Genomic DNA, 15760 nt, shown 5'->3' with positions numbered 1-15760 from the left:
CCGCCCGCGCCGAGCAACGGCCGTTGCGGCGATGTCGAGTCGGCCACGAGCCGGGCGGAGAGGTTCGGTGGACGACACGTCGCGACTCCGCGAGGGGGGTCGGGCCGCCGACCGGCGCGCCGCCGCGCAGGTGCTGCAGGCCGACCGCCCCCGGACGCGGGCGGCCCGCCGGCTGCGGCTGCGCGACGCCAGCTCCGCGCTCGACCGGCTCACCGAGCTGGCCGCGCGGCTGCTCGCGGCCCCCGTCGCCCAGCTGTCCCTGGTCGACGACGTCCAGGTCATCGTCTCGGGCACCGGGCTGCCTCCCGGGACCGTCGGCGCCGAGCAGCCGCTGGAGGCCAGCGCCTGCACCATCGCCGCCGCCGACCGCGTGCCCTACGCCGTGCCCGACGCGCACGCCGACCCCCGGGTGTCCGACCTCCCGCCCGTCACGGCCGGCGTGGTCGGCGCCTACCTCGGCGCACCGCTGATCGACCCCGGGGGCCAGGTCGTCGGCGTCCTCTGCGTGGTGGCGCCGGCGCCGCGGCCGTGGTCGGACACCGACGTCGCCACCCTGCGCCAGCTCGCCGCGGCGGCGATGACCGAGCTGGAGCTCGCCGCGCTGCGCACCGAGTACGAGAGCGACCGGCTGCGCTGGGGGCTGGCCATCGACGCGGCCGGCATCGGCACCTTCGACTGGGACCTGCGCACCGGCGAGCTGGCCTGGGACGCCCGGCTGATCGAGATGTTCGGCTACGACGCCGACGGCTTCGGCGGCACCATCGAGGCCTTCAACGACCGCGTGCACCCCGACGACCTGCCGCGGGTGACCGACGCGCTGCAGGCCAGCATCGCCACCCGCGGCGACTACCAGGCCGAGTACCGCGTCGTGTGGCCCGGCGGGGAGACCCGCTGGGTGCAGGCCCGCGGGCGCACGCTCAGCGACGACGACGGCGCGGCCGCCCGCGTGCTGGGCGCCGCCTACGACACCACCGCCGAGCGGGCCGCGGGCATGCGCGTCACCCGCGTGCTGGAGGCCATGCCGGCCGGCTTCTACTCCCTCGACCGCGCGTGGCGGTTCACCCACGTCAACGCCGAGGCCGAGCGGCTGCTGGGCCGCAGCCGCGAGGAGCTGCTCGGCCAGGAGCTGTGGACGGCGTTCCCCGCGGCGCTCGACAGCGCCTTCGAGGAGAGCTACCGCGCGGCCGTCCGCACCGGGACGCCGGTGCAGTTCGACGCCTACTACCCCGCGCCGCTCGACGGGTGGTACGAGCTGCGCGCCTGGCCCAGCCCCGAGGGCCTGTCGGTCTACTTCCTCGAGGTCACCGAGCGCCGCCGGGTGCAGGACCGCGCCGAGCGCGGCGCGCAGCGGCTGGCGCTGCTGGCCCAGGTCAGCGCCGAGCTGGCCGGCGCCCTCGACGCGCAGACCGCGACGGCGCACCTGCCCCGGCTGGTGGTCCCCGCGCTGGCCGACTGGTGCATCGTCACCGTCGTCGACCCCGACGGCCGGCCCCGCGACGTCGGCCACTGGCACGCCGACCCGGCCGCGCGCCCGCTGCTGGAGCGCTACGTGGACCTGCGGCTGGACGCCATGCCGGCCACCGCCCCGCTCATGCGGGCGCTGCTCACCGGCGAGGCGGTCATGGAGCGCGCCGAGTCGGTGCTCGACCTGCTCGGCGACGGCGAGGCCGGCGACCTGCTCGGCGCGCTGGCGCCCGAGTCGGCCGTCTCGCTGCCGCTGCGCGGCCGCGACCGCACCCTCGGCGTCATGACGCTGTACTTCCGCCGGGGCTGGACCCCGCGGGAGGAGGACCTCGCCACCGCCCAGGACGTCGCCGACCGGGCGGGCCTGGCGCTGGACAACGCCCGCCTCTACGGACAGCAGCAGGCGCTGGCCGAGGGCCTGCAGCGCAGCCTGCTCACCGAGCCGCCCGAGCCCGACCACGCCGAGATCGCCGTGCGCTACCTGCCGGCCGCCGAGGCCGCCCGGGTCGGCGGTGACTGGTACGACGCGTTCCTGCAGCCCGGCGGGGCGACGATGCTGGTCATCGGCGACGTCGTCGGCCACGACACCGAGGCCGCCGCGGCCATGGGGCAGCTGCGCGGGCTGCTGCGCGGCATCGCCACCTACAGCGACGCCGGCCCGGGCGAGGTGCTGCGCGGGCTGGACGCCTCGATGGCGCTGCTGCAGACCCGGGTCCTCGCGACGGCGACCGTGGCCCGCTTCGAGCAGACCGACGACGAGCTCCGCCGCGGCGTCACCCGGATGCGCTGGGCCAACGCCGGTCACCTGCCGCCGCTGGTCACCAACCCCGACGGCAGCGTGGCCGAGCTGGCGTCCTGGCGCGGGGACCTGCTGCTGGGGGTCGACCCGGAGGCCCGCCGCGAGGAGTCGGTGGTGACCCTCGACCGCGGGGCGACCGTGCTGCTGTTCACCGACGGCCTCATCGAGCGGCGCGACGCCGACCTCGACGCCGGCATGGCCCGGCTGCGCGAGGCGCTGCGCGAGCTGGCCGACCGGCCGCTGCAGGAGCTGCTCGACGAGGTGCTCGAGCGGCTGGTCGACGGCCGCCCGGAGGACGACGTCGCCCTCGTCGCGGTGCGGCTGCACCGGCAGGACCGCCCGCGGCCCGCGGTCGCCGGCCCCAACCGGGTGCCCGACGTCGTCCCCGAGGACCCCGCCGGCCCGCTCCGCCGCTGACCGGCCGGACCGGTCAGGAATCGAGAAGCTCCGGGGGTCCCCGCGCCCCTAGCGTCGTCGGCACAGGCACCGGATGACGAGAGGGAGCTGGAGATGCCCACGAGGGACGCCACGCAGGAGTCCGGCGGCTTCACCGCCGAGGAGCGGGCCGCGATGAAGCAGCGCGCCGAGGAGCTGCGCGCCGAGGGGAGGAAGGGCGCCAAGCGGGCCGACGGGCTGCAGGCGGTCCTGGACGCGATCGCGGGCATGGCACCCGAGGACCGCGCCCTCGCCGAGCGTGTGCACGTCGCGGTCACCACGACCGCCCCCAGCCTGTCCCCGAAGACCTGGTACGGCATGCCGGCCTACGCCGACGCCGACGGCAAGGTGGTCGTCTTCTTCCAGGACTCGGGCAAGTTCAAGGCCCGGTACTCCACCCTCGGCTTCAACGACGCCGCGCGGCTCGACGACGGCGACCTCTGGCCGACGTCGTTCGCCCTGCGGGCCTGGAGCCCCGCGGTGGAGGCCCGGGTCGTCGACCTGGTCCGGACCGCGACGTCCTGACCCGGCCCGCCGGGCTCAGCGCTCCCGGCGGACGGTGACCTTGCGGCCCTTGACGCTGCTGGCCCGCAGCGCCGCGATGACCTCCTCGGCGGCCGCGGCGGGCACCTCCACCAGGCTGAACCGCTCGGCGATCTCGATCGCCCCGACGTCGCGGCCCCGCAGCCCGGTCTCCCCCGCGATCGCGCCGACCAGGTCCCCGGGGCGGACCCCGGCGCTGCGGCCGGCGCCGATGAACAGCCGCTCGGTGTCCCCGCCGGCCGAGCGGGACCGCGGCGGCCGCCCCTGGCCGCGGTCGCCGCGGTCGGCGTCGCGCCGCGGCCGCTCGGGCCGCAGCGTGACCTCGGGGATCTCCTCCTCGTCGTCCGGGCCGCCGGTCGCCTCGTGCGCGAGCTTGACCGCGGCGAGGGCCACCTCCACGACGTCGAACTCGTCGGTGAGCGTCTCGACGACGGCGCGGAAGCGCTCGAGGTCGTCGCCGAGCAGGCTCTCCCGCAGCGCGGCGCGGGTGAGCTCGAGCCGGCGGGCGCGCAGGTCGGCCACGGTGGGCACCCGCTCCACCTTGATCGGCGCGCCGGTGACCCGCTCGATCGTCTTGAGCATGCGGTGCGCGCGCGGCTCGACCAGCGTGATGGCCACGCCCTCGCGCCCGGCCCGGCCCACCCGGCCGATGCGGTGCACGTAGGTCTCGGCCGCGGCCGGCACGTCGTAGTTGACGACGTGGGTGAGCTGCTCGACGTCCAGCCCGCGGGCGGCCACGTCGGTGGCCACCAGCAGCTCGGCGGTGCCGCTGCGCAGCCGGCCCATCACCCGGTCGCGCTGCTCCTGGCTCATCCCGCCGTGCAGCGCCTCGGCGCGGTAGCCGCGGCCGTTGAGGGTCTCGGTGAGGTCGTCGACCTCGTCGCGGGTGCGGCAGAAGACGATCGCCGCCGTCGGGCTCTCGACGTCGAGGACGCGGCCGAGCGCCGCGGGCTTGGCGGCCCGGGCGACGACGAACGCCGTCTGCCGGACCCGCGGGGCCTCACCCTCGCTGGGCACCTCGCGGGCGACCTGGATGCGCAGCGGGTCGCGCAGGTGCCGGCGGGCCATGCTGTCGAGCCGGCGCGGCATGGTGGCGCTGAACAGCACCGTCTGGCGCTCCTCGGGCACCTCGTCCAGCAGCGCCTCGAGGTCCTCGGCGAAGCCCATGTCGAGCATCTCGTCGGCCTCGTCGAGCACCACGGTGGTCACGGCGCCGAGGTGCAGGCTGCCCCGCTGGAGCAGGTCCAGCGCCCGCCCGGGGGTGGCGACCACGACGTCGACCCCGGCGGCCAGCGCGCGCAGCTGCCGCGGGATCGGCTGGCCGCCGTAGACCGGCACGACCCGGGCGCCGAGGTCGCGGCCGTAGCGGTGCAGCGCCTCCGACACCTGGATGGCCAGCTCGCGGGTCGGCACGAGCACCAGAGCCAGCGGGTCGCCGCCGGGGCGGTCGTCGGGCAGCCGCTGCAGCACCGGCAGCGCGTAGGCGGCGGTCTTGCCGGTGCCGGTGGCGGCCTGGCCGAGCAGGTCGCGGCCGGCGACCATCGGCGGGACGGCCTCGCGCTGGATCGGCGTCGGCTCCTCGTAGCCGAGCCGGGACAGCGCCGCCAGCAGCTCCGGGCGCAGGCCGAGGTCGGCGAAGGCGCTGGTCTCGTCGGGTGCGTCCACCTGCGTCGTCTCGCCGTCCACCCGCCCAGTGTCGGCCATGTCCCCCGCTGCACCGACGTGGCACCCTCCCCGGGTGACCCGCGACACCCCGGCCCCTCCCGGCGACGACCTCTGCCTGCGCCCGGCCACCGAGCTGGCCGCCCTCGTCCGCACGCGCGAGGTCTCGGCGCGCGAGCTGCTCGAGGCCCACCTGGCGCGCATCGAGCGGGTCGACCCGCAGGTCAACGCGATCGTCACCCTCGACGCCGAGGGCGCCCGGGCCGCCGCCGACGCCGCCGACGCCGCGCTGGCCGCCGGCGAGCAGGTCGGCCCGCTGCACGGGCTGCCCGCGGCGCACAAGGACACCCACGCCACCGGCGGCATGCGCACCACCTGGGGCTCGCCGCTGCACGCGGAGACGGTGCCCGCGCGCGACGAGCTCGTCGTCGAGCGGCTGCGGCGGGCCGGGGCGGTCCGGGTGGGCAAGACCAACGTGCCCGAGTTCGCCGCCGGCTCGCACACCTTCAACCCGCTCTTCGGCGCCACCCACAACCCCTACCGGCACGGGCTGTCGGCGGGGGGCTCCAGCGGCGGGGCGGCCGCGGCGCTGGCCGCCGGGCTGGTGCCGGTGGCCGAGGGCAGCGACATGGGCGGCTCGCTGCGCAACCCGGCCGCCTTCTGCAACGTGGTGGGGCTGCGGCCCACCCCCGGCCGGGTGCCGACCTGGCCGGCCGCGATGGGCTGGTCGACGCTGTCGGTGCAGGGGCCGATGGGCCGCACGGTGGCCGACGTCGCCCTGGTCCTCTCCGCGATCGCCGGGCCCGACCCGCGGGTGCCGATCGCGCTGGCCGACGACCCGGCGGGCTTCGCGGCGCCGCTGCCGGAGGACCTGCGCGGCCTGCGGGTGGCCTGGACCCCCGACCTCGGCGGCCTGGTCCCGGTCGACCCGGCCATCCCCGCGGTGCTGCGCGAGGTGCTGCCGGTGGTCGAGTCGCTCGGCGGCGTCGTCACCGAGGCCTGTCCCGACCTGCGCGAGGCCGACGAGGTGTTCGGCACCCTGCGCGGCTGGCTGTTCGAGGCCACCTTCGGTGAGGCCGTCCGCCGCTCGCCGGACCAGGTCAAGGCGGCCATCCGCGGCAACGCCGCGATCGGGGCGGCGCTCACCGGTGCCGACGTCGCCCGCGCGGAGACGGCGCACACCCGGCTGTACGAGGAGGTCGTGCGCTTCTTCGGGGAGTACGACGTGCTGCTCGCCCCGACGACGCAGGTGCTGCCGTTCCCCGTCGAGCAGGAGTACCCCGCGGAGGTGGCCGGCGTGCCGCAGGCGGACTACCTGGGCTGGATGCGCTCCTGCACGCTGGTGTCGGCCACCGGCTGCCCCGCGCTGTCACTCCCCGGCGGGTTCACGGCCGGCGGGCTGCCGGTGGGCCTGCAGCTGGTCGCCGCCCCCCGCGCGGACCGGCGGCTGCTGGAGATCGCCCACGCGATCGAGCAGGCCACCGGCTTCGGCCGCCGTCGTCCGGTCCTCTGAGGCCGTCTGCGGCTCTCTAGTTCCCCGGCTAGAGAGCCGCAGACGGCGGCATCGAGCGGCTGGGCGGCGTCGTCAGCGGCGCGCGTACCGCGGCAGCGGCGGGGCCACCGGGGTGTCGGAGGACTCCTCCAGCACGTCGGCGGCCGAGCCCACGATGAGCGGGTCGGGGTCGCCGACGACGTCGCAGTCCTTGCCGTCGTAGTCCAGCCGGCACAGCACGTGGCGCATCGCCTCGAGGCGGGCGCGCTTCTTGTCGTTGCTCTTGATCACCGTCCACGGCGCGTGCGCGGTGTCGGTGTGCAGGAACATCGCCTCCTTGGCCTCGGTGTAGGCGTCCCACTTGTCGAGGCTGGCGAGGTCGGTGGGCGAGAGCTTCCACTGCCGCACCGGGTCGATCTGGCGCACGATGAACCGGGAGCGCTGCTCGCCGCGGGAGACCGAGAACCACAGCTTGAACAGCAGCACACCGCTGTCGACGAACATCCGCTCGAGCTCGGGGGCCTGGACGAGGAACTGCTGGTACTGCTCCTCGGTGCAGTAGCCCATGACCCGCTCGACGCCGGCGCGGTTGTACCAGGACCGGTCGAACAGCACGATCTCGCCGGACGCCGGCAGGTGCTGCACGTAGCGCTGGAAGTACCACTGGTTCTGCTCGCGCTCCGAGGGCTTGTCCAGCGCGACGACGCGGGCGCCGCGCGGGTTGAGGTGCTCGGTGAAGCGCTTGATCGTGCCGCCCTTGCCGGCGGCGTCGCGGCCCTCGAAGACGATGACCAGCTTCTGGCCGGTGTCCTTCACCCAGCCCTGCAGCTTGAGCAGCTCGATCTGCAGCCGGCGCTTCTCGATCTCGTACTCCCGGCGCTCCATGCGCTCGGTGTAGGGGTAGCCCTCGCGCCAGGTCTCCACCCGCAGGCCGTCGGGCCCGAACAGCTCGCGGTCGTCGTCCCAGTCCTCGTCGCTGTTCTCGTCGGGGAGCGCGTTGAGCCGCCACTTCGACAGGTCGACGACCTCGGCCTTCGCCGGTACCCGGATCGGGGGCCCGCTGTCGGCACCGTCGTCGTCATCGCGATCCACCAGGGTGTCGGGCTGCACGGGAGCCTCCTCCCGGTCGGGTCAGGGACGTCCGCGGCCGTACCCGGCACGGGCGCGGACAGTCCTGCGCGGGCGCGGCGCGGCGCCCGGCACCGGGGACCCGGTCCCGCCGGCCTCCAGCACGTGGGCGACGGCGTACTCGGCCAGCGCGGCGAGCGGGCGGGGGTCGGTGCCCGGCTGCAGGGCCGGCAGCAGGTGCACCTCGACGACGCGGCCGCCGTCGGCGTGCCGCACGGCGACCGGGCAGACGGGCGCCCCGGCGTCGACGGCGGCGGCGAGCGCGCGGGCGCGGAACCGGCCCGGCTCGCCGTCGGTCGCCGTACCGCCGGGGTGGGTGGTGACCGTGGCGCCGCGGCGCAGCAGCTCGGCGACCTCGCCGCGCACGGCGCCGCTGCCGTCGTCGACGAGCAGGCCGCCGCGGCGGGTCAGCGCGCGCAGCAGCGCGGTGTCGACGAGGCCGGCGTCGACCACCGGCGTGCCGGGGACGACGGTGGCCAGCGCCAGCACGTCGGTCCAGCCGGCGGCGTTGGCGACGACGAGGCGGGGGCCGCGCGGCCAGGCGACCGGTGAGGGGACGACCCGCACCCGCAGCCCCCGGGCGCAGAGCAGCTCCGCGGCGGTGCGGACCCGGAGGCGCTCCCGGCGGCGGTCCCCGCCCCAGGTCGCGGTGGCGGCACGGACGGCGGTGCGGGCCAGCACCGGCGTCAGGGCGGGGCGGGCGGCGGTCGGGGCGTCGGGCGGGGTGGTCATCGGGGCCTCCCGGGTGGGCCGGTGTGTCCGGGGGCCAGCGTCGGCGGCGCAGGTGTCCGGCGGGTGACGGCGGTGCGGAGGGCTCCCGTCGGGGGCGTGCACGTCCGTGCGGGGTGTCGCCCGACCGGGTGGACCCGGGCCCGGGACCGGCCGGTGCCGGCCCCGGGCCCGGGGGGTGGTGCGGCTCAGTCGAGCAGCGCCGAGCTCATGACCTCGTGCAGGTGGGTGTTCGGGTAGATGCCGGTCAGCTCCTCACTGCCCGGGCCCTCGGCGGTGACGACGGTGGGCGCCCCCGTGTGACCGGTGGTGCTCCAGTCGAGGACGAACTCCCTCTCACTGCCGGCGACGGCGAACGGGCCGTCCTCGCCGGACTCCGTCTCGCCCTCCACCGCGCATCCGGAGTCTCAGGCGCCGTTGATCATCGGATACGTGCACGGGACACGCGCGGACACGCCGACGCGAGCGGCACGCATCCGATGATCAACTCCGGTGGCCTCGCTCGCGCCAACGCGGTGGCGTCCGCGGTCCCCTGGTCGGCCCGGCGAACCACTCCCCTGCGACCGGCTCCACGGTCGTCGATCATCGGCTGCGTGCACGGGACACGCGCGGACACGCCGACGCGAGCGGCACGCATCCGATGATCAACTCGCGGGAGGCACCCCTCAGCGGCCGCGCAGCCCCCGCAGCGTGCGGACGGCGACCACCAGCTCGGGCAGCTCGTGCCGGTCGCCGGCGGCGATGTCGGCGAGCTGCGCGGCCGCACGGCGCTGCGGGGCGTCCCAGCCGCCGACCCAGTCCGCCACCAGCCGGGCCGCGTCGGAGCCGCTCCGCCCGGACAGCACCTCCACGGCCAGCTCGGCCTGCTCGGCGGCGAGGTCGTCGCGCAGCGCGGCGCGCGCCATCGACGGCCAGCGCCGGTCCCGCGGCAGGGCGATCACCAGCTCACGCAGCGGCACCAGCGACAGCCGGTCGGCCAGCTCCTGCGCCACCCGCCCGACCAGCTCGATCGGCGCCCCGGTGCGCTCGGCGACGACGGCGAGGTCCAGCGCTGCGGGCAGCAGCGCCGCCGCGGCCAGCTCCCCGGCCAGGTCGGTGGGCACCCCCGCGGCGCGCAGCTCCTCGGCGCGCGCGGCGTAGGCGGCCGCCTCGTCCCCGAGCAGCCAGCCCGGCAGACCCGCGCGCACCGCGGCCACCGGCGCGGCGAACCGCTCGGTCACGGCGGTGATGCCGACCGCCGGGCGGCCGGCCAGCTCGGGCAGCCGCAGCAGCCACCGCGCCGCCCGCTCGGCCAGGCGCGTCGCCTCGACCCGCAGCTCGACCTGCACCGGCGCGGGCACCCGGTTGTCCAGCGGCCGGACGGCGTCCCACAGCCGGTCGACCTCGAACACCGCCCGGGCCACCGCGTGCGCCCGCACCACCGAGGCGAGGTCCAGGCCGGTCTCCTCGGCCAGCCGGAAGACCCCCGTCACCCCCGCGGTGTTCACCGCCCGGTTGGTCAGCGCGGTGGCGACGATCTCCCGGCGCAGCGGGTGGGCGTCGACGGCCGCGGGGAACCGCTCGCGCAGCGGCGCGGGGAAGTAGTCGCGCAGCAGCCGGGCCAGCGCCGGGTCGTCGGGCAGGTCGGAGGCCAGGACGGCGTCGTTGACCTCGAGCTTGGCGTAGGCCAGCAGCACCGACAGCTCCGGGCTGGTCAGCGCGTGCCCGTCCCGGCGCCGCTGGGCCAGGGCCCGGTCGTCGGGCAGCGCCTCCACCGCCCGCACCAGCCGGCCCGAGCGCTCGAGGTGCCGGATGAACCGCTCGTGCGCGTCGAGCAGGCTGCGCGCCCCGGCCACCTCGGCGGCCAGGGTGGCGTTCTGCGCGTGGTTGTCGGTGAGGACGGCGGTGGCGACCTCGTCGGTCATCTCCTCCAGCAGCGCCGCCCGGCCCTCGGCGTCGAGCTGCCCGGCGTCGACCACCCCGTTGAGGGCGATCTTGATGTTCACCTCGTGGTCGGAGGTGTCCACGCCGGCGGAGTTGTCGATGGCGTCGGTGTTCACCCGGCCGCCGGCCAGCGCGTACTCGACCCGGCCCCGCTGGGTGAGGCCGAGGTTGCCGCCCTCCCCCACGACCCGCACCCGCAGCTGCCCGCCGTCGACCCGGACGGCGTCGTTGGCCTTGTCGCCGACGTCGACGTGGCTCTCGGTGGCCGCCTTCACGTAGGTGCCGATGCCGCCGTTGAACAGCAGGTCCACCGGCGCGAGCAGCACCGCCCGCACCAGCTCCGGCGGGGTGAGGGTGTCGACGTCGTCGTCGAGGCCCAGCGCGGCGCGCATCGGCTCGCTCACCGGGATCGCCTTCGCCGTGCGCGGCCACACCCCTCCCCCGGCGCTGATCAGCGCGGGGTCGTAGTCGGCCCACGAGGAGCGCGGCAGGTCGAACAGCCGCCGGCGCTCGGCGAACGACGTCGCGGCGTCCGGGTCGGGGTCGACGAAGACGTGCCGGTGGTCGAAGGCCGCTACCAGCCGGATGTGCTCGGACAGCAGCATGCCGTTGCCGAACACGTCGCCGGACATGTCCCCGATGCCGACGACGGTGAAGTCCTGGCTCTGCACGTCGACGTCGAGCTCGCGGAAGTGGCGGGTCACCGACTCCCACGCGCCGCGGGCCGTGATGCCCATGGCCTTGTGGTCGTAGCCCACCGAGCCGCCGGAGGCGAAGGCGTCGCCCAGCCAGAACCCGCGCTCGACGGCAACGGCGTTGGCGATGTCGGAGAACGTCGCCGTCCCCTTGTCGGCCGCGACGACGAGGTAGGCGTCGTCGCCGTCGTGCCGGACGACCCGCGGCGGGGGCTGCACCCGCCCGCCGACGATGTCGTCGGTGAGCGAGAGCAGGGCGCCGATGAACAGCCGGTAGCAGGCCTGCCCCTCGGCCTGGACCTCCTCGCGGGAGGCGCCCTCGGGGGGCGGGTTCCGGACGACGAAGCCGCCCTTGGCACCGGTCGGGACGATGACGGTGTTCTTCACCATCTGGGCCTTGACCAGGCCGAGGACCTCGGTGCGCAGGTCCTCGCGGCGGTCGGACCAGCGCAGCCCGCCGCGCGCGACCGCGCCGAAGCGCAGGTGCACGCCCATCACCCGCGGCGAGCTGACGAACACCTCGCGGGCCGGCCGCGGCTCGGGCAGGTCGGGGACGGCGTGCGGGTCGAGCTTGATCGCCAGCGGCCCGCCCGCGTAGTAGGTGGTGCGCTGGGTGGCGAGCACGGCGGCCAGCAGGCTGGTGAGCACCCGGTCGGCGTCGAGGGACTCGACCCGGCCGATCGACTCGCGCAGCGACGCGGCGAGGTCCTCCTGCCGGGCGGCGCGGCCGGCCTCGCGGTCGGGCGAGAAGCGGGTCTCGAACAGCGCGACCAGCCGGGCGACGACGTCGGGGTGCCCGGCCAGCACCGACTCGACGTAGGACATGCCGAAGGGCAGGCCGGCCTGGCGCAGCCACTGCACGTAGGCGCGCACCACGGTGACCTGGCGCCAGTTCAGCCCGGCCAGCAGCACCAGCGCGCCCAGGCCGTCGTCCTCGGCGTCGCCGCGCCAGACCGCCGCCACGGCCTCGGTGAACCGCTCGGGCAGCGAGCCCGGGAACGGCAGCTCCCCGCCGGGCGCGGTCAGGCCGAAGTCGTAGATCCACGCCGGCCGGGCGCCGATCCGGTCGATCTCGTAGGGCCGCTCGTCGACGACGTCGACGCCCATGTGCTGCAGCACCGGCAGCACGTCGGAGAGCAGCAGCCGCTCCCCCACCCGGTAGACGGTCAGCCGCGGCTCGGCGGCGTCGGCGCCCCGGGGACGGCGCAGCCGCAGCCCCAGCTCGCCCGGCGCGAGCGCGTGGAGGCGGGCGAGGTCCTCCACGGCCGTCGTCGCGGGGAAGTCGTCCTGGTAGGCGGCCGGGAAGGCGTCGGCCACCCGGGACAGCACCTGCTCGGCCTCGGCGCCGTACCGCTCGCCGAGGGCGTCGGAGAGGTCGTCGGTCCAGCTGCGGGCGACGGCCGCCAGCTCCCGCTGCAGCAGGTCGACGTCGACGCCGGGCAGCGTGGGCGCACCGCCGCGGGCGACCGGCACCCGCACGACGAAGTGCAGCCGGGTGAGCACCGACTCGGTGGAGTAGGCGCTGAACTCGATCTCGCGGCCGCCGAGCCGGGACAGCAGGATCTGCTGCATCGCCAGCCGGACCTCGGTCGTGTAGCGGTCGCGCGGCACGTAGACCAGCGCCGACCAGAACCGGTCGTAGGGGTCGCGGCGCAGGAACAGCCGGGTCCGGCGGCGCTCCTGCAGGTGCAGCACGGCCATCGCCACGGGCAGCAGCTCGCCGGCCGAGGCCTGGAACAGCTCGTCGCGCGGCAGGGTCTCCAGCACGCCGACGAGCTCCTTGCCGGTGTGGCTGTCGGCCGGCACGCCGGAGCCGGTCACGACCTCCTCGACCCGGCGGCGCACCAGCGGCACGTCGCGCACGCCGGTCGCGGCGGCGGTGGTCGGGAACAGCCCGACCAGGCGGTGCTGGCGGGCCGGGCCGCCGTCGGGGCCGGGGAGGGTGACCGCGACGAGGTCCAGCCAGGCGCGCCGGTGCACGGTGGAGCGGATGTCGGCCTTGGTGACGGTCACCAGCGCCGGTCCCAGCGGCCCGGCGGCCTCGGGCAGGCCCGCGGCAGTGTCGCTGCGCAGCACGCCCAGGCCGGACCCGGGGACGGCGCGCGTCGTCGTCCCGACCTCCACCTCGCGGGCCCCGAGCAGCACGAGGTTGCCGTCGGCCAGCCAGCGCAGCAGGGCGGCGACCTCGGCGGGGTCGTCGGCGGGGTCGGCGGTGTCGAGGGTGCCGATCTCCTCCAGCCGGGTGGCCAGCTCCAGCGCGCGGGCGGCGATGCGCGGCGCGTCCTCGTCGACCGCCCGGACGTCGGCCAGCACGGTGCGCAGCCCGGCGACCAGGTCGTCGGCGGCCTCGTCGTCGAGCGGGCCGTCGAGGACGACGGCCATCCACGACTCGGCCAGCGCGTCGGGCCCGCAGTCGGCGGCCTCGGTGCCGCCGCTGTTGCAGAAGGCGCGCAGGCCCCCGGAGACGTCGCGGCGGACCACCACCACCGGGTGCACCACGTGCTGCAGGCCCACGCCCTGCCGGACCACCTCGGCGGTGACCGAGTCGACGAGGAAGGGCATGTCGTCGGTGACGGTGAGCAGCAGGCCGCGGCCGTCGTCGAGCCGCTCGACGACGACGGTGGCGGCGCCCTGCGCGCGGACGGCGGCCACCCGCAGGTGGCGCAGCGCCAGCGCGGCGAGGTCGGCCGGGGCGTGGCCGAGGACCTCGGCGGGCGGCTCGCTCCAGTAGTAGCGCTGCAGCAGCGCCGGGAGGTCGGTCCGGCCGCAGCCGGCCGGCAGCCCCGGCCCCTCGTCGAGGGTGTCGGCGGCGACGCCGGCGGCCTCGGTCAGCAGTGCCCGTTTGCGGTCGTTGGCCGCCTCGAGGGCGACCAGTCCGGGCGGGACCTCGTCCTCCGGTCGACCGGGGACGACGGTGTCCACGGCGTCGGTGCTCATGTACAGCGAAACTACTGCGGCTGCGGGCGCGCGTCAGCGGTAGGTCACCCGACCGGCGCGCCGCGGCGGTCAGCCCCGGTCGAGCACGAGGTCGGCGGCCCACCCGACGACGGCGAGCACCAGGCCCCCGAGGACCGCGGTGCCGAACCCGTCGACCGACAGCCGGTCCGACAGCCAGGCGGTGAGCCCGAGCAGGGCCGCGTTCACGACCAGCAGGAACAGCCCGAGGCTGAGCAGGATCGCGGGGAAGGACAGGAGCCGCAGGATCGGCCCGACCACGGCGTTGACCACCGCGAAGACGAGCGCGACCCAGAGGAAGGTGCCGCTCACCCCCAGGGCGCCGTTCTCGTTGCCCTCGACCTCGATGCCCGGCAGCAGCCGCGTGAGGCCGTAGAAGGCCAGGGCCATGACGACGACCTTGAGCGCGAACCTGATCACGGCGCCACGCTAGCGGCGCTCCCTGGCAGTCCCCTCGGTCTCGCCGTCTCCAGGTCCGTCTCGGGTCGGCGCCAGAGAGCCCTGGAGGCCGGTCGGGGATCAGCGCAGCGGCAGGGCGTCGGAGACGAGGTAGACGCCGAGCAGGACCAGCACCCAGGCCGTCGCCTCCCCCGCGTTGCGCGACAGCCACGCCTCCATCCGGGCCAGGGCCGGGGTGAGCCGGTCGTGCAGGGCGACGCGGGCGCCCAGCAGCACGAGGGCGGGGAGGACCATGACCAGGCAGTAGCCGGCCAGGACCGCGACGGCGGTGCCCGCGCCGGTACCCGCGGTGACGAGCAGGGCGATCGCGGCCAGGTACGGGACCATGGAGACCGCCTCGATCCCCACGGCGGTCGCGGCGAGCACCACGACGGCGCCGGGCGGCCCGTCGCCGCGGGCGCGCTCGCGCCAGCGCGCCAGCCGGCCCGGTCCCCGGGCGGCCCGTGCGGCGCGCCGCCGCTCCTTGCCCGCCCGCGTCCACGGCTCGACGGTCAGGCCGAGGACGACCAGGACGACGCCGACCCCGACGAGCACGGCCCGCCCGGGGGTGCTGTCGAGCGCGGTCCGGAGGGGGTCGAGCAGCTCGCCGGCGCCGAGCACGAGCGCGACGCCCAGCAGCAGGTAGGCACCGGCGACGGTGCCGAGGAACAGCAGCACCCGGCCGACCCGGACGCGGCCCGGGGCGGCCATGAGCCACAGCGGGAGCGCCAGGGTGCCGATGCTCGTGCTGTCGACGAGGGCCAGGCCGGCCAGCGGCAGCAGCAGGGCGGGGTCCACGGGTCCTCCGGCGGTTGGCAGCACGACTGTGCTGGTACGGCGACGGTAGCACGGTCGTGCTAGAACGGGGCCGTGCCCAGGACCGTGGACGCCGAGCAGCGCCGGCGCGAGATCGCCGAGGCGGTGTGGCGGGTGATCCGGCGCGACGGGGTCTCCGGCGCGTCGGTGCGCAACGTGGCTCGGGAGGCCGGCACGTCGATGGGCTCGCTGCGGCACTGGTTCGCCACCCAGGACGAGCTCCTGCACTTCGCGATGACCCTGGTGATCGAGCGGGTCCGGGCGCGGGCGCAGGGGGTCGCGACGGCCGGCGGGCCCCTCGTGCCGCGGCTGCTGCGGGTGCTCGAGGAGGCCCTCCCCCTCGACGAGGAGCGGCGGGCCGAGACCGAGGTCTGGCTGGCGCTCACCGCCCGGGCCCTGGTCGACCCCGGGCTGGCCGGGCTGCGCGACCGGTCGGCCACCGAGCTGCGGGAGTTCTGCGGTTCCGTCGTCCGGGCGCTCACGGAGTGCGGCGAGGCACGCGCCGGCCTGGACCCCGACCTGGAGGGGGAGCGGCTCTACGCCGTCCTCGACGGGCTGGCCGTGCACTCCGCGACCCGCCCGTCGGCGCTGCCCCCCGACCGGGCCCGCGCGGTGCTCGCGGCACACCTGGACTCGCTCCGCGACACGACGTAGCGGGCTCTACCGATCTCTACCGCGACG

The 15760-nt window shown here is 76.5% G+C and carries 11 protein-coding genes; 4 read left to right on the top strand and 7 right to left on the bottom strand.

What is annotated here, in order from left to right; all coding sequences use genetic code 11:
* Nucleotides 1-67 precede the first annotated feature (67 nt).
* Entirely contained in the window at nucleotides 68-2680 is a 2613-nt protein-coding gene (locus tag ACI8AD_RS16775) for a SpoIIE family protein phosphatase (protein ID WP_456871654.1), read from the top strand.
* A gap of 93 nt (nucleotides 2681-2773) precedes the next feature.
* Nucleotides 2774-3223: an iron chaperone gene (locus ACI8AD_RS16770; protein ID WP_456871653.1), complete on the top strand. Its 450-nt coding sequence runs from the start codon at nucleotides 2774-2776 to the stop codon at nucleotides 3221-3223.
* Between the two features lie 15 nt (nucleotides 3224-3238).
* On the opposite strand, the gene ACI8AD_RS16765 is transcribed toward ACI8AD_RS16770, so the two are convergent.
* Nucleotides 3239-4927: a DEAD/DEAH box helicase gene (locus ACI8AD_RS16765; RefSeq protein ID WP_456871652.1), complete on the bottom strand. Its 1689-nt coding sequence runs from the start codon at nucleotides 4925-4927 to the stop codon at nucleotides 3239-3241.
* A 52-nt stretch (nucleotides 4928-4979) separates the two neighbouring features.
* On the opposite strand from ACI8AD_RS16765, the gene ACI8AD_RS16760 reads away from it, so the two are divergent.
* Entirely contained in the window at nucleotides 4980-6416 is a 1437-nt protein-coding gene (locus ACI8AD_RS16760; RefSeq protein WP_456871651.1) for an amidase, read from the top strand.
* A gap of 72 nt (nucleotides 6417-6488) precedes the next feature.
* Here the strand turns inward: ACI8AD_RS16760 and ppk2 are convergent, their stop codons facing one another.
* The 6 genes from ppk2 to ACI8AD_RS16730 all read right to left on the bottom strand — a co-directional run bounded on the left by ppk2 (nucleotide 6489) and on the right by ACI8AD_RS16730 (nucleotide 15061).
* Entirely contained in the window at nucleotides 6489-7505 is a 1017-nt protein-coding gene (gene ppk2, locus ACI8AD_RS16755; protein ID WP_456871650.1) for a polyphosphate kinase 2, read from the bottom strand.
* Between the two features lie 21 nt (nucleotides 7506-7526).
* Complete coding sequence (locus ACI8AD_RS16750; protein WP_456871649.1) at nucleotides 7527-8255, bottom strand: 1-acyl-sn-glycerol-3-phosphate acyltransferase; 729 nt, start codon at nucleotides 8253-8255, stop codon at nucleotides 7527-7529.
* A gap of 185 nt (nucleotides 8256-8440) precedes the next feature.
* Nucleotides 8441-8644, bottom strand: a complete 204-nt coding sequence (locus tag ACI8AD_RS16745; protein WP_456871648.1) for a hypothetical protein — start codon at nucleotides 8642-8644, stop codon at nucleotides 8441-8443.
* A gap of 273 nt (nucleotides 8645-8917) precedes the next feature.
* Nucleotides 8918-13807 (bottom strand): NAD-glutamate dehydrogenase, encoded by a 4890-nt coding sequence (locus ACI8AD_RS16740; RefSeq protein WP_456871647.1) that lies wholly within the window; start codon nucleotides 13805-13807, stop codon nucleotides 8918-8920.
* A 69-nt stretch (nucleotides 13808-13876) separates the two neighbouring features.
* Nucleotides 13877-14245 (bottom strand): phage holin family protein, encoded by a 369-nt coding sequence (locus tag ACI8AD_RS16735; protein WP_456871646.1) that lies wholly within the window; start codon nucleotides 14243-14245, stop codon nucleotides 13877-13879.
* 99 nt (nucleotides 14246-14344) lie between these two features.
* Nucleotides 14345-15061: a GAP family protein gene (locus ACI8AD_RS16730; protein WP_456871645.1), complete on the bottom strand. Its 717-nt coding sequence runs from the start codon at nucleotides 15059-15061 to the stop codon at nucleotides 14345-14347.
* 72 nt (nucleotides 15062-15133) lie between these two features.
* On the opposite strand from ACI8AD_RS16730, the gene ACI8AD_RS16725 reads away from it, so the two are divergent.
* Nucleotides 15134-15733, top strand: coding sequence for a TetR/AcrR family transcriptional regulator (locus tag ACI8AD_RS16725; RefSeq protein WP_456871644.1), 600 nt, complete (start codon nucleotides 15134-15136; stop codon nucleotides 15731-15733).
* The last annotated feature ends 27 nt before the right edge of the window (nucleotides 15734-15760 follow it).

The organism is Geodermatophilus sp. SYSU D00766, from assembly GCF_054049915.1.
The sequence above is the reverse complement of the archived record's forward strand: the minus strand, read 5'-3'. Positions and strand labels throughout refer to the sequence as shown.